Below are 17,715 nucleotides of genomic sequence, written 5' to 3'. Positions count from 1 at the left end.
TCCGGGCGTCCTTATGAGTTGGCTTTGCGCATGAGGCGCAGGTTCAGCAGCGACATCCCCGCGACGAGGATGAAGATCAGCGTCGAGATCGCCGCCGCCAGGCCGAAGTCCGTGCCCGAGTCGCGGAACGCGATGCGGTAGGTGTAGCTGACCAGGATGTCGGTCTGGCCCGCCGGGATCTTGGTCGACAGGTAGTCGGGCCGGCCATCGGTCAGCAGTGCGATCAACACGAAGTTGTTGAAGTTGAACGCGAAGGCCGACACCAGCAGCGGCGACAGCGGCTTGATGATCAGCGGCGCGGTGATCTTGAAGAAGTTGGTCAGCGGTCCCGCGCCCGCCAGCGCCGAGGCCTCGTACAGGTCCGAGGGGATCGCCTTCAGCAGCCCGGTGCACAGGATCATGATGTACGGGTAGCCCAGCCACACGTTGACGATCAGCAGCATCGTCCGCGCCAGCGCGGGGTCCGCGAACCAGGCCGGACGCACGCCGAAGAGCGCGTCCAGGATCGCGTTGATCTCGCCGAAGTTCTGGTTGAACAGGCCCTTGAACACGAGGATCGAGATGAAGCCCGGCACCGCGTAGGGCAGGAACAGCAGCGTGCGGTAGGTCGTGCGGTAGCGCAGGTCCTCCCAGTTCAGCAGCACCGCCAGCATCATCCCGATCGCGGTGGCGAAGACCACCGTCAGCAGCGAGAACACCACCGTCCAGCCGAAGATCGACAGGAAGGGGCCGCGGAACTCGGCATCGAACAGCATGCGCCGGTAGTTCTGCGCGCCGACCATCACCTTGTAGCCGGGCGCCAGGTGCGTGCCCGCGGCCGCGCCCTGACCTTCGTAGTAGCCGGTGGTCGCGTCGGGGCGGAAGAGCGCGCCGTCGGCCACGCGCTTGATCGCGCCGTCGGGCTGCTCCACGAAGTGGGGGCGGATCGGCCCGAACTCGCGCAGGCCGAGGTAGCGCAGCGTCGACGCCTCGCCCACGCCGCCGGTGGCCGCGGTGCCGCCGGCCCGGCCCGGCAGGCGCAGCCGCAACTGCGCGAGCGCCAGCCGGTGCGCGACGAGTTCCTTCAGCGTGAGCGCGGTGCCCAGCGTCGCGTCGGCTGGTCCGACGGCCTGCATCGCGACGTCCACCGGCTTGCCCGCCTGCCGCAGCGCCAGCGGCGGCGAGACGAATTGCGCGGCACCGCTGGCCGGGTCGCGCAGCACGATCCGGAAGTCGCCGCCCGCGCCATGCACGCTGTAGTCGCGCACGTCGTCCAGCACCGTGTCGTGCTGGTCCAGCAGGAACTCGCGCACGCGCTCCTGGCTGAGCAGGTGGGCCGACGAGTAGTTGGTGAAACCGATCTGCGTCGTGAATGCGAGCGGGAAGGCGATGAACAGCAGCATCCCGGCGACACCGGGAAACAGGTAGCGATACGCGAAGCCCGCCTTCGACAGGTAGACGGCGAAGCCCGCGCCGGACAGCAGCAGCACGCCGAGCGCCCAGCTGGTCAGCCCCGCGGCGTACAGCATGAACACGAGGTAGAGCGCGGACAGCGCGATGACGGCGATCGTCGGCCAGTAGAGCGCGCGGCCCAGTCGCTCCAGTGCGCCGGGCGGCTGGCGGGTGTAGGCCTCGGCCAGCGGCGAGCCGGGCAGGGCGGCGGACAGGGCCGCGGAGGAGGCGGTCGTGGCGTTCATTGCTTGAGCAGCATCCGGCCCGAGGCGCCGTCCAGCGCGTCCTTGGGGCTTTGCAGGCCGTTGGTGATGGCTTCCAGCGCCGCGTCCATCGCGGTCCAGAAGCGGCCCACCTCGGGGATGTTGGGAATGGCCTCGCCGGCGCGGGCGTTCTCCATGCTGGCGCGGATCAGCGGATTCACCGACAGCGCCTGGTAGAAGGCCTTGTTGGCCGGCACGCCGATGGGCACGTCGGCGTCGAGCACCTTCAGCGACTCGGGCCGCATCAGGTGGCGCTCGATGAACTCGCGCGCGAGGTCCTTGTTCTTCGACGGCGCCGAGATCATGCAGCCCAGCACTCCGACGAAGGGCTTGGACGGCTTGCCCGGGATCACCGCGGGGATCGGCGCGACGCCGATGTCGATGCCGGCCTTGCGCGCGTTCTCCCAGGCCCAGGGACCGGAGATCATCATCGCGATCTCGCCGCGCGCGAAGCTCGATTCCATCTCGGAATAGCGCGCGCCGCGCGGCATCACGCCCTCCTGGATGAGGCGCTCCAGCATGCGGCCGGCAGCCAGCGCGCCCTCGTTGTTCACCGCCACCTGGCCGGCGTCGAAATCGCCCTGCGCGTCACGGCCGAAGATCACGCCGCCGGCGCCGGCGAACATCGGCCAGGTGAAGAAGCTCTTGTTGTAGTCCCACAGGATCGCGTGCTTGCCGCGCTGGCGCAGCGTCTTGTCCAGCGCGATCAGCGCGTCCCAGGTCGCCGGCGCCTGCGCGACCAGCGCCTTGTTGTAGATCAGGCCGGTGGTCTCGATCGCGATCGGGTAGCCCCAGTAGCGGCCCTGGTAGCGGAAGGCCTGCCAGGCCGTGCCCTCGACCTCGTCGAACAGCGCCTTGCGCGGCTGCACCGGCGTCAGCAGCCCCGCCTTGGCCCACTCGCCGACGCGGTCATGGGGCCAGCAGAAGACGTCCGGTCCCTTGCCGGCGCCGGCCGCCTGGGTGTACTTCTCGGGCGCGTCGACCGGATGCTCGACCACGACCTTCACGCCCGATTCGCGCTCGAAGGCGTCGCCGACCTTCTGCAGCCCGTTGTAGGCCTTGTCGCCGTTGATCCAGATCAGCAGCTTGGGCTGCGTCTGTGCGGCGGCCTGCTCGCTTGCGCCGAGCAGCGCGAGCGCGGCGAGCGCGGCCGCGGCCAGCGTCATGCGCGATGCCGGCGCGGTCATGCCGCAGCCCCGAGGCGCTTGAACGCCAGGCCCTGCGCGTCGAAGAGGTAGCAGAGGTCGGGCGGCAGATGCAGCTGCAGCGTGTCGCCGGAGCGCACGCGCTTGCGGCCGTCGAATTCGCAGGTCAGCGCCTCCTCGACGCCGGGATAGGCGCAGTACGCATGCGTGACGCCGCCCAGCGACTCGACGAAGGTCACGGTGCTCGAGATCAGGTTGGCATCGCCGCCGACCTCGAAGTGCTCGGGCCGCAGGCCCAGCGTCACCTTGTCGCCGGCCTTGGCGCGCGAGGCGTCGACATGGGCGCGGATTACCGCGCCGTCGCTCAGCCGCAGCACCGCGTGATCGGCCGCGGCGCTAACGAGCTCGGCCTCGATGAAGTTCATCCTCGGGCTGCCGATGAAGCCGGCGACGAAGAGGTTGTCCGGATGCTCGTACAGCTCCAGCGGCGTGCCGACCTGCTCGATCTTCCCGGCGCTCAGCACCACGATGCGGTCGGCCAGCGTCATCGCCTCGACCTGGTCGTGGGTGACGTAGACCATCGTCGTCTTCAGGTCCTCGTGCAGCTTGGCGAATTCATAGCGCATGCGCACGCGCAGCGCGGCATCGAGATTGGACAGCGGCTCGTCGAAGAGGAAGACCTCGGGCTTGCGCACGATCGCCCGGCCGATGGCCACGCGCTGGCGCTGCCCGCCCGACAGGTCCTTGGGCTTGCGCTCGAGCAGGTGCTCGATGTGCAGGATGCGCGCGGCGTAGCGCACCGCGCGGTCGATCTCGTCCTTCGGGACCTTGGCCAGCTTCAACCCGAACGCCATGTTGTCGTACAGGTTCATGTGGGGGTAGAGCGCGTAGCTCTGGAACACCATCGCGATGCCGCGCTCGGCCGGCGGCACGTCGTTGACCAGGCGCCCGCCGATGCGCATCTCGCCGCCGGTGATGTCTTCCAGCCCCGCGATCGTGCGCAGCAGCGTCGACTTGCCGCAGCCCGACGGGCCGACGAAGACCATGAACTCGCCGTCCCGGATCTCCAGGTCGATGCCATGCAGGATCTTGGTCTCGCCATAGGCCTTGACCACGCTGTGCAGCTTCACGTCCGCCACTTGGATACCTCCGCGCGCGCCCGGGGAGGGCGCCGCCTGTCTCGTTCGTTGGTGTCGATCGATCGTCCGTCGCCGCGACCGCGCAGCGGCGAAGGAGCGAACGATGTTTGTAGAGAATATACATGGCGGATTGATGATTCACAACGCGGCTACACCCGTTCAATCGTCGTCGAATCGCGTGAAATCAATGGCTTACGTCGAATATCGGGATAACCCGATGTAGTGAAACTACAGAAACTCCAAGCGTCTGATGGATACTTCGCTTCATGACGAGCGCCGCCGTCGGCGCCACTGCTTTCCGATGAATCGAATGAGCGCTGCTTCCGCCCTCTCCGCGGGTACCGGCCTGCCCGCGATCCCCGCCGCGGTCGAGGCCGGCCGCCACGAACCCCTGGGCGTCACCGTCCGCGACGGCGGCGTCAACATCGCCGTGTTCTCGGCCCATGCGACGCGCGTCGAGTTCTGCCTGTTCGACGACACCGGCACGCGGGAGCTGTCGCGCCATGCGCTGCAGGGCCCGGTGGACGGGCTGTGGACCGGCTTCCTGGCCGGCGTCGCGCCGGGCCGCCTCTATGGCTTGCGCGCGCACGGCCCGCATGCGCCGCGCGAGGGCCACCGCTTCAACGCCGCCAAGCTGCTGCTCGATCCCTATGCGCGCGAGATCGTCGGCGAGTTCCGCAACCTGCCCGAGGATCACGGGTATCCCTTCGGTCACCCGGACGGCCCCTTCGCGCTGGATGAGCGTGACAACGGCGCGACCGCGCTGAAGGCCCGCGTGGCCGCGCCGCTGCCGGGGCCTGGTCCGCGCGCCAATGCGCCGCGCCACGCGCCGCGCGACGTCGTGCTCTACGAGGTGCATGTCAAGGGCTTCTCGATGCGCCACCCCGGCATCCCCGAGGCGCTGCGCGGCAGCTACGCGGCGCTCGCGCATCCGGTGGCCATCGCGCACTTCAAACGCCTGGGCGTGACCACGCTGTCGCTGCTGCCGGTGCAGTTCGCCGTCGACGAACCGCATCTGTCCGGTACTGGCCTGCGCAACTACTGGGGCTACAACACGCTGGGCTTCTTCGCGCCCGATCCGCGACTGGCCAGCGCCGCGGTGCGCCACGACCCGAGCGCCGTCGTGGCCGAGTTCCGCGCCATGGTCCACGCGCTGCACGAGGCCGGGCTCGAGGTGGTGCTCGACGTGGTCTACAACCACACGCCCGAGGGCAACGAGTGGGGGCCGACGCTGTCGCTGCGCGGGCTGGACCAGAAGAGCTATTACCGGCTGCAGCCCGACGATCCGTCGCGGATGGAGAACCTGACCGCCTGCGGCAACACCGTTCAGGTCGAGCATCCGCGCGTGACGCAGCTGGTGCTGGACTCGCTGCGCCACTGGGTTGGCGAGATGGGCGTCGACGGCTTCCGTTTCGACCTCGCGCCGGTGCTGGGCCGCACCGCCGAGGGCCACGATCCGCGGTCGGCCTTCTACGCCGCGCTGCGCCAGGACCCGCTGCTGGCGCAGGTGCACCTGATCGCCGAGCCCTGGGACGCGGGACCGCAGGGCTACCAGCTCGGGCGCTTCCCGGGCCGCTTCATGGAGTGGAATGACAAGTTCCGCGACGCGGCCCGCGGCTTCTGGCTCGGCCACGGGCCGGAGGGCCGGCGCATCGACCGCGCCGAATTCGCGCGCCGCTTCAGCGCTTCGCGTGATGTCTTCGACCCGACGCCGCCAACGAATGGCGGCGGCGCGCGCTCGCCGCTGGCATCGATCAACTTCCTGGCGGTACACGACGGCTACACGCTGGCCGACCTGGTCAGCCACTCGCGCAAGCACAACGAGGCCAATGGCGAGGACAACCGCGACGGCCGCGACGGCGAGCTGTGCGGCAACTTCGGCGTCGAAGGCCCGACTGACGATCCCGCGATCCGCGACACCCGCGAGCGCGTGCGCCGCGCGATGCTCGCGACGCTGCTGCTGTCGCAGGGGACGCCGATGCTGTATTCGGGCGACGAGTTCGGCAACGGGCAGGGCGGCAACAACAACGCCTACTGCCAGGACAACCCGATCGGCTGGCTGGACTGGCCCGCGGCCGACGAGTCGCTGATCGCCTACACCGCCGCGCTGACGCGGCTGCGCCGCGATCACGCGCTGCTGCGCCACGCGCGGTGGTTCCCGTCGCCGCAGGGCGAGGCGCGCGGCGGCGGCGATGATGGCGAGGTCGAAGCGCCGGGGCAGCCGACGCTGCGCTGGTTCGACGCCACGGGCCATGAGATGCGCGAGCAGGATTGGCGAGTCGACGGCCGCACGGCGCTGGCGGCGGTGCTGGGCGATGGCGAGGATCGCCTGCTGCTGATGGCCAACCCGAACGCCAACCCGACGCCGTTCACGCTGCCGACGGCGGGCGACATCGACTGCCCCAGTGATGGAGACAGTGACGGCGCTGGCGGCTGGACCCTGCTGCTGGACAGCAGCGGCGAGACGCCGACGGGCCATCGCGGCGAAGATGCCGTGACGGTCCCGGCTCGCGCGTTGATGCTGTGGGGACGGCCGCGCACGAATGCCGCATCGACCTCCCAGGCGCACATCGACACCGACACCCGATCCAATTCCACGAACACCCTCTCGAGCGACACGACACCATGACGATCGACCTTCACCAGCGCCAGTCCGGCGTCCTGCTGCACATCACCTCGCTGCCCGGCCCCAACGGCATCGGCGACTTCGGCCCCGAGGCCTATCGCTTCGTCGACTGGCTGCAGTCGGCGGGGCAGTCGATCTGGCAGTGGCTGCCGAGCACGCCGATCGGCCCCGGCGAGAGCCCGTACCAGGGCGTCTCGGCCTTCGCCGGCAGCCCGTGGATGGTGGCGCTGGAGCCGCTGGTCGCGCGCGGCTGGCTGGCGCAGCCAGCGGCGCCCGAGGGCGGCTTCGACGACCGACGTGTCGACTACGGCCGCGTGCTGCCCTGGCGCGAGCAGCAGCTGCGCGCGGCGGCGGCGGGATTCTTCGCGCGGGCGTCGGCCGACGACCGCGCCTCCTACGAGTTGTGGTGCGCCTCCCAGCGCGACTGGCTGGACGACTACGCGCTGTTCATGGCGACCCGCTCCTCGCGCGGCGGCCAGCCCTGGTGGGCGTGGCCGCGCGACCTGGCGGCCCGCGAGCCGCGCGCGCTGGCCGCGGCGCGGGAGCAGTACGCGGACGAGGTCGGCTTCTGGCAGTTCGTGCAATGGTGCTTCGACACCCAGGTCGGCGCGCTCAAGGCCTATGCCAATGAACGCGGCGTCCACATCATGGGCGACCTGCCGATCTTCGTCGCCCACGACAGCGCCGACTGCTGGGCGCGCCCCGACCTGTACGAGCTGGACGAGCAGTTCCAGACCACCGTCGTGGCCGGCGTGCCGCCGGATGCGATGTCGGTCACCGGGCAGCGCTGGGGCAATCCGATGTACCGCTGGGACAAGATGGCCCATGAGCAGTTCGCCTGGTGGACCGCGCGGGTCAAGCGCATGCTCAGCTCGGCCGACGTCTTCCGCATCGACCACTTCCGCGGCTTCGCCGCCTATTACGAGATCCCCGGCGACAGCCCCGACGCCACCCGCGGCGTCTGGAAGACCGGTCCCGGCAAGGCGCTGTTCGATGCGATCGCCAAGTCGCTGGGCGAGCTGCCCATCGTCGCGGAGGACCTGGGCTTCATCACGCCCGACGTGCACGAGCTGCGCGACGCGCTGAACTACCCGGGCATGAAGATCCTGCAGTTCGGCTTCGGCGGCGACGGCGGTCACGAGTTCCTGCCGCACAACTGGCCGCGCGCGGCCGTCTGCTACACCGGGACCCACGACAACGACACGGTGCGCGGCTGGTGGAACCAGGCCAGCGCCCATGAGCGCGCCTTCGCCGCCGCCTACCTGCCGGCCGGCGACCAGGACATCCACTGGGCCATGATCCGCGCCTGCGCGAACTCGGTGGCGAGCGTGGCGGTCTATCCGCTGCAGGACGTGCTGGGCCTGGGCAGCGAACACCGCATGAACATTCCCGGCACCCTCGGCGGCAACTGGGAGTGGCGCTTCACCTGGGACATGGTCGGCGCCGAGCCGGGCCGGCTGCTGGCGCAGATCTCGGCCACCAGCGGGAGATCCCCGATTGCCGGCGCCCGGCTGCCGGAGTGAAATGCTCTGAAACCGCTTTCATAGGGGAAACGAGAGCGGCGGTCCCGGGGCTCGCGCCCTAGGATCGGATTCGCGTGAGACAACGTTGTCATCGACCGGCCGGGCAAGCGCACCGGACGGCGGACAGCGCGCGAGGACGCCAGGAGCCGCCCATGAGCACGACCGAGATCTTCCTGATCGCGATGGCGATCACCTTCGCCCTGCCTTACCTGGTGTGGCGACTGGGCGGCACCGACTACTTCGCGCCGCTGGTGATCGTGCAGATCCTGTCGGGCATCGTGCTGGGGCCGGGCATCCTGGGCCGGGCCTTTCCCGAGTACTACCAGTTCGTGTTCAACCCGCAGGTGGTGGGCTCGCTGAACGGCATCGCCTGGTGGGCGGTCATGCTGTTCGTGTGGATCGCGGGCATCGAGCTCGACCTCAAGAAGGCCTGGGCCCATCGCGTCGAGAGCGGCATCACCGCCGGCCTGGCCCTGGGCGTGCCGATGGCGTTCGGCGCGGTGGCGGCGGTGGCGCTGATGCAGCTGGGGCCGCAGTGGATCGGCGAGCGCGCCCAGACCTGGCAGTTCATCGTCGGCGTGGGCATGTCGTGCGCGGTGACCGCGCTGCCCATCCTGATCCTGCTGATGGAGAAGCTCGAGGTGCTGCGCCAGCCCATCGGGCAGCGCATCCTGCGCTACGCCAGCCTGGACGACATCGCCATCTGGTCGGTGCTGGCCATCATCCTGATGGACTGGTCCCGGATCGGGAAGCAGGCCGTCTTCCTGGGCGCGTTCGCGCTGCTGACGGTGCTGTTCCGCCGGCTGATGGTCCGCATTCCCCGCAACGACCGCTGGTACGTCGGCATCGTCTGGCTGGCGCTGTGCGCGCTGGGCGCGGACTGGTGCGGGCTGCATTACATGGTGGGCGCCTTCCTGGCCGGCGTCGTGATGGACGCGGACTGGTTCGACCAGGCGCAGATGGACCAGCTCCGGCACAACGTGCTGCTGGTCATGATGCCGGTCTACTTCCTCAGCACCGGGCTGCGCACCCAGTGGGGCACCGACGGCGGCGCGGTCATCGTGCTGGCGGCGGCGATCCTGCTGGCGGCATCGATCAGCGGCAAGCTGATCGGCGTGCATGCGGCCGGCCGCATCCTGCGCTGGCAGCCGGGCGAGGCCGGCATCATCGGCTGGCTGCTGCAGACCAAGGCGCTGATCATGATCGTGTTTTCCAACGTGCTGCTGGACAAGCAGCTGATCACGCCGTCCACCTTCACCGCGCTGCTGCTGATGGCGGTGAGCTCGACGATGCTGACGGTGCCGATCGTGGCGCCGCGGCTCGCACGGATCAAGGAACTGGTGTTCCGCGCCAGCTGAGCGTCGGCGCAGAATGCGCGGTCCGCACTGACCGCGATGGAGGCCGCCTTGATCGATCACCTCGACCACCTGGTCCTGACGACCGCCGACGAAGCCGCGTGCATCCGGTTCTACACCGAGGTGCTGGGCATGCGGCTGGAGACCTTCGTCGGCGGCACGCCGCCGGTGTCTCGGCAGGCCTTCCTTTTCGGCCAGCAGAAGATCAACCTGCATGTGAAGGGGCGCGAGTTCGAGCCCAAGGCGCACACGCCGGTGCCGGGCGCGCTCGATCTCTGCTTCATCGCCGCGGTGCCGCTGGACCGCGTCATCGAGCGCCTGGCGGCGCTGCAGGTGTCGATCGTCGAGGGGCCGGTGATACGCACTGGCGCAACCGGCCGGATCCGCTCGGTCTACGTGCGCGACCCTGACCTCAACTTGATCGAGATTTCGGAGCTCGCGGGCTGAACCTGGCGCTCATCGTCATCCACCGGGCCCGGCGGGCTCAGGTGGACGCCCGGCGATCCAGAGCCGGGGGGAGAACAGGCGACGAGTCGTCCCGTCTCGAGGCATTCCGCAGATCCGACGGATCCCGCATATTCAGCGCGCGAAGGCGGCCGCATGCGCCATCACCGGCGCCTGCGCGACCAGGGCCACCGGCGCCACGAGCGCGGCCTGCGCCGCAGCGCTGACGACGACCGCCGCGGTGGCCGACCAGGGCAGTCCGACGCGCGCCTCCGACAGCAGCCGCGCCGGCAGCGGCAGGTCGTTGCTCGTGGGGACGATGCTCAGGAACTCGTCGGCGCGGGCCAGCTCGATCTCCTCCTCCGACATGCCCAGGAACACGTGGGCGAAGCCGCGCTCGACCGCGTCCAGCGCCGCCTCGGTCGCGCGGCGCCAGCGCTTGACGGCGGCCACGTCGGACCGGCTCGCGCTCTCCGGCACCGGCCAGCGTGGATCGCCGCCGGTCACTGCCTGCGCGGCCTGGAAGGCGTCCACGACGCCCGCCGGCCCGCCGAGCCGGGCGTCCAGCACCTGCGACGCGATCACCCGCGCGAGCTCACGCTCGTGGTACGGGACCATGACTCTCTCCAGGATGACTTCGTAGCGTCGCATGACGGGTTCCTTCCACTCGGGCGCTGGTGCATTGGGGAGGAAGGAGAATACTGGATGTGCATACAGTGTTCAAGGCAGGGTCTTGGGGGGTGCTGCCACCCGTTGGCAGGATGAAGAACGCCCCCGGGCGGCGGACCGCGCGGGGGCGTCATGGGGGGGCGGAGCGGCCTCAGCCGCCGCGGATCACTTCAGGCCGGCGCCCATCGCCTTGGACAGCGAGGCGGTCGGATCGTCGCCGGAGAACTCCCAGAAGAAGGCGCCGCCGAAGCCCTTGGACTTCACGTAGGCCATCTTGGTGGCGATGGTCGCCGGGGTGTCGAAGCTCCAGAAGGTCGTGCCGTTGTAGATCCACTGCGCCTTGCTGACCTCGTCGATCCGGCTGGTGTAGCCCTGCAGGTTCTTCAGGACCTTGTAGTCCTCGTTGCCGGCCTCGTAGGTGCCCGGCGCCGGCGTGCCGCTCTGGAACAGGCCGTTGTTGACGTTCGGGACGTTGGTCCAGCCGCGGCCATAGAAGCCGATGCCCACGTTGAGCTTCTTCGCCGGCACGCCCTTGTCCAGGAAGGCCTGCATCGCGTCGTTGGTGTTGTACTTGCGCACGTCACCGGTGGACGGATCGTTCGCCGGCGCGTACAGCGGCGAATGGAAGCCGGTGATGGTGTCCCAGCCGCCGTGGAAGTCGTAGGTCATCACGTTGATGAAGTCCAGGTAGGGGTGCACCTTGTCCGGGTCGTAGGCCCGCACCTTGTCCACGCCGGCGCCGGAGGCGATCGTCAGCAGCAGGCCCGGCTTGACCGCGTCGAGCTGCTTGCGGAACTCCGCCAGCAGCGCGGTGAAGTTCTCCCGGTCCTCGGCCGCGCCGCAGGCCAGGCCGCAGGCGTTGGGGTACTCCCAGTCGAGGTCGATGCCGTCGAACACGCCCAGCGCCGCGCCCGGGCCGCCCGCGCCGTCGCTCACCGGCAGGTTGCCCTTGATGTAGGCGTCCACGCAGCTCTGCACGAAGGCCACCCGGTTCTCCGGACGCGCCGCGCTCGAGAAGCCGCGCGACCAGGTCCAGCCGCCCAGCGAGATCAGCACCTTCAGCTTGGGGTACTTGGCCTTGAGCTTCTTGAGCTGGTTCCAGCTGCCGCGCAGCGGCTGGTCCCAGGTGTCGGCCTTGCCGTCCACGCTCAGGTCGGCGCCGTAGGCCTTGCTGTAGTCGGCGAAGGCGTCGCCGCCTTCCCCGGTGCTCTCGTTGCTCGGGATGACCTTGCCGACCTCGCAGCGGTTGTTGCGCACATTGCCGAAGGCGTAGTTGATGTGCGTGAGGTTGGCCGCCGAGCCGCTGGTGTCGATGTTCTTCACGTGGTAGTTGCGGCCGTAGATGCCCCACTGCGCGAAGTAGCCCAGCAGCACCTTGCCGCCGGCGGTCTGGGTGTCGGTCTTGACCGTGATCGGCGCCGACGGCTGCGAGCTGCCGGCCTGGTTGAAGGCGCTGACGGTGAAGGTGTAGCTGGTGTCGGGTGTCAGGTTGGCGACGCTGGCGCTGGTGGCCGCGCCCTGCGCGACCTGGGTCGCGCCCTGGTTGACGCGGTACTGCACCGTGCAGTTCGGGCCGGCGGCGACGGCGTTCCAGGCCAGGTTCACGCTGGTGGCGCTCTTGGACGGCGAGCTCAGCCCGCCCGGCGTGGCCGGCGCCGCGGCGCAGTTGCCGCTGGCGGTGCTGGTGAGCAGCGCCGCGCTCAGCGCCGAGACATTGCCGGCCTTGTCCTTGGCGCGCACCTGGTAGCTGTAGGCGGTGCCGGCGCTCAGGCCGGTGTCGGTGTGGCTGGTGCCGGTGGGCGAGGCGACCAGCGAGCCGCCGCGCAGCAGCTCGTAGTTGTTGACGCCGCTGCCGGCGTCGGTCGACGCGGCCCAGCTCAGCGTGATGCTGCCGGTGGTGATGTTGCTGGAGCTCAGCCCGCCCGGCACGCTCGGGGGCGTGGTGTCGGCGCCGCCGGTGTCGCAGGTGCCCAGCGATTTCCACACGTCCCACTGGCCCGAGTTGCTGGCCGGCGGGTTGTTCTGCGTCCACCACTTGGCCTGGTAGGCGATGTTGTTCTGCTTGGCATAGCTGTTGGACGTGCCGGTGTAGATCGCCGAGGCGGACCATTCGGGCACGTTGGTGCAGTCATAGGCCTGGGCGGTGCCGGCGGCCATCGCCGCGGCCAGCGCGATGCCGCCGAGGCGGACCATGCGGTTCTTCATGTCGAGCTCCTGATGTCGAGGTTGGGTGGGTGGGGAGGTTCTTGAATCACTTGCGGGCGGCGGTGGAGGCCCTGGCCGCGGTGGCGGCGGGCACCGCGCCGCGCCGCGCTTCCTGCGCCAGCGCGTAGCTGCGGCCGCCGAACGTGACCGTCCAGTTGCTGGGCATGGGCATGGGCAGGTAGTAGTTGATGGTCAGCGTGACGCTGGCGCCGGGCGCCAGGCTCTGCCAGGCGGGCAGCTTGAAGCTGGCGCGGTGGAAGTCGTTCTTCAGCCCGCCGACGTTGTGGCCGGCCGCGTTCGAGCCATTGACGATCACCGTCAGGCCGAAGCCGCTCTGGTCGGTCACCGTCGACGGGATCGCGGTCGGGACGTCGAACTGGAACTCCGTGCCGCCGGGCAGCGTGGTGCCGCTGTGGTTGGTCAGGGTCAGCTTGGGCGTGATGGGGTAGTTGCTGTCGCCCAGCGCGAAGCCGCCCAGCGCGAAGCCGATGTCCAGCGTGTCGGTGGGCAGGCTGGCCGCGCTCATCCGGTTGCCGTAGGCGCCGGCGGTCTTGAGCTTGTTGTAGAGCGTGCTGGTCAGCGTGTTGCCGATGAAGTACTCGCTTCGCGCGGTGTCGAAGGCGTAGTCGCCGGCGAACTCCCAGAACATCACGCCGCCGATGCCGCGATCAGCGATGTACTGCGCCTTGGTGCCGAGCGACTGCTCGTCCTCGGTGCTGATGAAGACCTGCTTCTGCGCGTTCCACAGCCAGGGCGCCACCAGCGTCGCGTCGTAGTGCCGGACATAGCTCCCGGTGAGCCGGTCGGCCGGATTGGTCGCCGGGTTCAGGCCGTAGGCGGCGAGGTAGCTGCCCGGGCGGCCGGAGGCGAGGTTCATCGCATGCCACATCGGGTTGGAGCCCGCCGGCACTTCCTTGCTGGAGACGTCGAGGTCGTGCCAGAGGTTGTCGATGCCGATGGCGCCGTTGCCGCACTTCTGCACCGTGCCGCCGCCGGTGCCGGCCGGGCACTTGCTCTGGTCGGGCAGCGCCGCCTGGCCCCACAGCCCGTTGGTGCCGCCGGTCACGCCCTGCCAGCCGCGGGTGTAGTAGGGCACGCCGATGTTGATGCGGCCCGCCGGCATCGCGCCGCGGAAGTAGTGGTAGGCCCAGTCGGTGTTGAGGTAGCCGATGCGGGCGTACTGGGCGCTCGAGTAGTAGTTCCAGGCGGTGAGCTCGGCGTCCTTGCCGTCGTCGTACAGCGCCGCGTTGGGGCCGACGAACTGGTTCCAGGCGCCGTGCAGGTCGTAGCTCATGATGTTCACGTAGTCCAGGTACTGGGTGACCTGGAAGGCCTCCATCCCGCGCAGCAGGTAGCCGGAGGAGGGCGCCGCGATCGTGAGCAGGTAGTGCCGCGCGTCGGCCTGGCTGGCGGCGTCCAGCTTCGCGCGCAGCGTGCGCATCAGCACCACGTAGTTCTTCATCAGCGCGCCGCGGCGGGCGTTGCTGATGGCGAAGTCCACCGGGTTGCCGGCGTTGTTCATGCTGGTCGGGTACTCGTAGTCGATGTCGACGCCGTCGAAGCCGTACTGGCGCAGGAAGGCCACCGCCGAGTCCGCGAACGCGTTGATGCCGGCCGTGTTGGCCGAGCCGTCCGCGTTGGTCGTCATCGTGTAGAAGCCGGTCGTCTCCGCCCAGCCGCCGACCGAGATCAGCGTCTTGACGTTCGGGTACTGCTTCTTGAATTTGTTCAGCAGGTTGAAGTGGCCCTGGTAGGGATAGGCCGGGTCCATCTCCGCGCCGGCGATGCCCGGCCAGGTCAGGCCGGTGGCGGGATTGGCGGCGTCGGCGGTGTTGCCGATGGACAGCTTGTTGGCCGCGTCCACATGCGCGAACGCGTAGTTGATGTGCGTGACCTGCGCCCACGGGATCTGGTGCGCGAGGAAGGCGGGCTGGCCGGTCTTGCCGGTGCGCCAGCTGGTGAAGTAGCCGATGATGCGGCGCGGCTTGTCGGCGCCCATCTTCTCGCGGCCCTGGTCGTCATAGACCTTGCAGTAGGCGGGCGCGGTGCCGGCGGTGGTGACCAGGCCCTCGGGCCGGCAGCGCTCGTCGCCGGTGACCTGGCCCTGCACGCTGATGCGCACGGCGGCGCTGTCGGTGCTGGCGCCCTTGTCGTCGGTGGCGCGGGCGGTGATGTCGGCCACGCCGGCGCGCGCGGTCCAGCCGATGCTGAAGGGCGCGGTGCTGTCCTCGGCGACCAGCGCGCCGTTGACGTAGAAGCCGACCTTGGCCACGGTGCCGTCGCTGTCGGCGGCGGTCGCGGCGAGGGTCACCGTGTCGCCCGCGGTCGGCGACGTGCCGGCGGTCGGCGCGGTCAGTGCCACCGTTGGCGGCTTGTTGGTGCCATTGCCGCCGCCGTCGCAGGCGCCGAGCACCTTCCACACGTCCCACTGGCCGGAGTTGCTGGCCGGCGGGTTGTTCTGCGTCCACCACTTGGCCTGGTAGGCGGTGTTGTTCTGCTTGACGATCGCGTTGCCGCCGTAGGCGGTGGTCGCGTTCCAGTCGGCGACGCCGGTGCAGTCGTAGGCCATCGCGGAACTGCCGGCGAAGGCCAGCGCCACCGGCATCAGCCAGGGCAGCAGCGGGTGGGGGCGGGCACAGGGATGAAGTCTCATCGGGGGGCTCCTGAAGGGTGTTGTCGTTGTCTTCGGAAACTGCAGGGATGAGCGCCGCCGCGCCGGGCGACTGCGGATGCAGCGCGGCGGAATCGGTCGGACTCGGAGAAAAAGCGCCGGTCGTTCAACCGGCGAAGGCGGCGGTCGCTCGGGCGCGACCGCCGGCGGCCGACTTCAAGCCGGCCACTCGGGGGCAGAGGGGCGTGGGATCGGCGCCGCCGCAGGGGCGACGCGGTCAGCGGGACTTGGGAGGGCGCGTGCAGGCATGGAAGTCACTCCTCGCGTTTGACGTGCAGTCCGCGGGCGACTGGCGTCCGCGGCGTCCAGGAGATCGATACCGCTGCTGATCTCATAGTGGTATGCAATGTAGATACCACTCGCGTCTGCATCATTCAGGTTAACCCTTGGAGGTGGGGTAACTTGTCGTAATGATGTCGTCAAAGTCGCGTGCAGGCGTCATTTGTGATGGCGATAAGGGAAAACAAGAAGCCACCGGCGCCATTGGAGGGAAAACCAGTGTGGGACCAATTTTTGCCCGCGAGAAGATTGGTGCCGTGCGCGGACCCCTCACCCCACCCTCTCCCCGCAAGCGGGGAGAGGGAGTGTCTGTTGAGAGGCGCCGGGAGGCGTCCCTTGGGTCGAAGGAGGGGGGCGGCCGGGGGGGGGGGCGCCGGGAAGGCGTCGGGGAGGTGCCGGCGAGGCGCCGGGGAGGCCCTGCGTCAGCGGTCGACGCGCTGCCAGTGCCCCTCGCGCAGCAGCTCGTGCGGGAGGAAGCGGGCCTTGTAGGCCATCTTGTCGCTCTGCGCGATCCAGTAGCCCAGGTAGAGGTGGGGCAGGCTCAGGTCGCGGGTCTGGCGCAGCTGCCACAGCACGTTGTAGGTGCCGTAGCTGACGCCGGCCTCGGGCTCGTAGAAGGTGTAGACCGCCGACAGCCCGTCGCCCAGGATGTCCAGGATGGACACCATCTTCAGCGCGCCGCCGGGCTCGCGGAATTCCACCAGCCGCGAGTTGACGCGGCTCTGCAGCAGGAACTGGGTGTACTGGTCGACGCTGTCGTGATCCATGCCGCCGCCGCTGTGACGGCCGGCTTGGTAGCGCAGGTAGAGCTGGTAATGCTCGTCGCTGTAGCCCAGCCGCATCACCCGCGCCTGCAGGTGCTGGTGCTGCGCCCAGGCACGGCGCTGGCTGCGGTTGGGATGGAAATCCGCCACCGGGATGCGCATCGGCACGCAGGCCTTGCAGCCATCGCAGTAGGGCCGGTAAGTGAACATGCCGCTGCGCCGGAAACCGGCCGCCACCAGGCTGGAGTAGGCGTCGGCATGGATCAGGTGGCTGGGCGTGGCGACCTGCGAGCGGGCCTGGCGGTCGCTCAGGTAGCTGCAGGGGTAGGGCGCGGTCGCATAGAACTGCAGCTCGGCCAGCGGGAGTTCCTTGGGATGCGTCACGGTCAGGGCCTGTCGGACGTTGCGCGCGAGTCGGTCGAGGAGGGGATCGGCGGGGAGCCGGCGGCCGCGCGGTCGGCGTCGCCGAGGCCCAGGTGGGCCCACAGGCGCGGATGATAGGTCCAATCCCCCGGCGCCGGCAGGTGGGCATGGGCGTCCAGGTGGGCCTCGAAGGCCTCGCGCGTGACGGGTGCCGCGCCCAGCGACGCCAGGTGCGCCGTCTGCTGCTGGCAGTCGATCCAGAGGATGCCGAATTCCCGGCACAGGCAGACCAGCGCGGCCAGCGCGATCTTCGAGGCGTCGGTCCTGCGCATGAACATCGACTCGCCGTAGAACATGCGGCCGAGGTTGACGCCATACAGCCCGCCGGCGAGCTCGCCGTCCATCCAGGTCTCGACCGTGTGCACCGTGCCGTCGCGGGCGAGCTGCAGGTAGGCCTGCTGCATCTCGGGAACGATCCAGGTGCCGTCCTGCCCGTCGCGCGGCGTGCTGGCGCAGGCCTTGAGCACGGTGGCGGCGGCGCTGTCGACGCGGATCTCGCAGCCGGGCGTGCGGATGAAGCGGGCCAGCGTCTTGCGCAGCGAGCGCGACAGCTTGAAGTCCGCCGTCTTGAGCACCATGCGCGGATCGGTGGTCCACCAGAGGATGGGCTGACCCTCCCCATACCAGGGGAAGATCCCCCGGGCGTAGGCCGCCCTCAGGCGGGCGGGCCGCAGGTCGCCGCCGGCCGCGAGCAGCCCCGGCGCGTCGCTGCGCGGACCCAGCGCGCGGCGGGTCGGCGGGAAGTCCAGGGAGTCATCGTCGAGCCAGGGGATCATCC

The 17,715-nt window shown here is 69.6% G+C and carries 12 protein-coding genes; 4 read left to right on the top strand and 8 right to left on the bottom strand.

Annotation, left to right across the window (positions count from 1 at the left end):
- Positions 1–11: 11 nt before the first annotated feature.
- From malF to FHT37_RS10315, 3 genes are read right to left on the bottom strand one after another with little or no spacing between them, the layout of a single operon-like run.
- Positions 12–1,676, bottom strand: a complete 1,665-nt coding sequence (gene malF, locus FHT37_RS10325) for a maltose ABC transporter permease MalF (RefSeq protein ID WP_183480617.1) — start codon at positions 1,674–1,676, stop codon at positions 12–14.
- Entirely contained in the window at positions 1,673–2,881 is a 1,209-nt protein-coding gene (malE, locus tag FHT37_RS10320; RefSeq protein WP_183480615.1) for a maltose/maltodextrin ABC transporter substrate-binding protein MalE, read from the bottom strand. Before malE ends, malF begins: the two co-directional genes overlap by 4 nt.
- Positions 2,878–3,978, bottom strand: a complete 1,101-nt coding sequence (locus tag FHT37_RS10315; RefSeq protein WP_183480613.1) for an ABC transporter ATP-binding protein — start codon at positions 3,976–3,978, stop codon at positions 2,878–2,880. Before FHT37_RS10315 ends, malE begins: the two co-directional genes overlap by 4 nt.
- A gap of 310 nt (positions 3,979–4,288) precedes the next feature.
- Between FHT37_RS10315 and glgX the strand changes: the two genes are divergently transcribed.
- From glgX to FHT37_RS10295, 4 genes are all read left to right on the top strand, one after another.
- A complete protein-coding gene (glgX, locus tag FHT37_RS10310) occupies positions 4,289–6,607 on the top strand; it encodes a glycogen debranching protein GlgX (RefSeq protein WP_183480611.1) in 2,319 nt (772 codons plus the stop codon).
- Positions 6,604–8,127, top strand: a complete 1,524-nt coding sequence (malQ, locus tag FHT37_RS10305; RefSeq protein ID WP_183480609.1) for a 4-alpha-glucanotransferase — start codon at positions 6,604–6,606, stop codon at positions 8,125–8,127. The genes glgX and malQ overlap by 4 nt, the downstream gene beginning before the upstream one ends.
- Positions 8,128–8,279: 152 nt before the next feature.
- Positions 8,280–9,485 (top strand): cation:proton antiporter, encoded by a 1,206-nt coding sequence (locus FHT37_RS10300; protein ID WP_183480607.1) that lies wholly within the window; start codon positions 8,280–8,282, stop codon positions 9,483–9,485.
- Positions 9,486–9,533: 48 nt separating this feature from the next.
- The gene (locus tag FHT37_RS10295) at positions 9,534–9,929 is read left to right on the top strand and encodes a VOC family protein (RefSeq protein ID WP_091733810.1); all 396 of its coding nucleotides are present in this window, start codon (positions 9,534–9,536) and stop codon (positions 9,927–9,929) included.
- A gap of 132 nt (positions 9,930–10,061) precedes the next feature.
- Here FHT37_RS10295 and FHT37_RS10290 read toward each other — a convergent pair whose 3' ends face one another.
- The 5 genes from FHT37_RS10290 to aat form a co-directional block, all read right to left on the bottom strand.
- Positions 10,062–10,577 carry a hypothetical protein gene (locus FHT37_RS10290; protein ID WP_091732658.1) on the bottom strand — a complete coding sequence of 172 codons (516 nt, stop codon included), beginning with the start codon at positions 10,575–10,577 and terminating at the stop codon, positions 10,062–10,064.
- Between the two features lie 183 nt (positions 10,578–10,760).
- Complete coding sequence (locus FHT37_RS10285; protein ID WP_221210995.1) at positions 10,761–12,800, bottom strand: glycosyl hydrolase family 18 protein; 2,040 nt, start codon at positions 12,798–12,800, stop codon at positions 10,761–10,763.
- Between the two features lie 46 nt (positions 12,801–12,846).
- Positions 12,847–15,453 carry a chitinase C-terminal domain-containing protein gene (locus FHT37_RS10280; RefSeq protein ID WP_183480603.1) on the bottom strand — a complete coding sequence of 869 codons (2,607 nt, stop codon included), beginning with the start codon at positions 15,451–15,453 and terminating at the stop codon, positions 12,847–12,849.
- Between the two features lie 719 nt (positions 15,454–16,172).
- Entirely contained in the window at positions 16,173–16,898 is a 726-nt protein-coding gene (locus FHT37_RS10275; RefSeq protein ID WP_183480601.1) for an arginyltransferase, read from the bottom strand.
- A 2-nt stretch (positions 16,899–16,900) separates the two neighbouring features.
- On the bottom strand, positions 16,901–17,713 hold the full coding sequence (aat, locus tag FHT37_RS10270) for a leucyl/phenylalanyl-tRNA--protein transferase (protein ID WP_183481499.1): 813 nt from the start codon (positions 17,711–17,713) through the stop codon (positions 16,901–16,903).
- Between the last annotated feature and the right edge of the window lie 2 nt (positions 17,714–17,715).

Origin of the sequence: Mitsuaria sp. BK037, assembly GCF_014193045.1 — a bacterium.
In the GTDB taxonomy this organism is placed as follows: domain Bacteria; phylum Pseudomonadota; class Gammaproteobacteria; order Burkholderiales; family Burkholderiaceae_C; genus Roseateles.
This window is presented reverse-complemented; position numbering and strand designations above follow the sequence as displayed.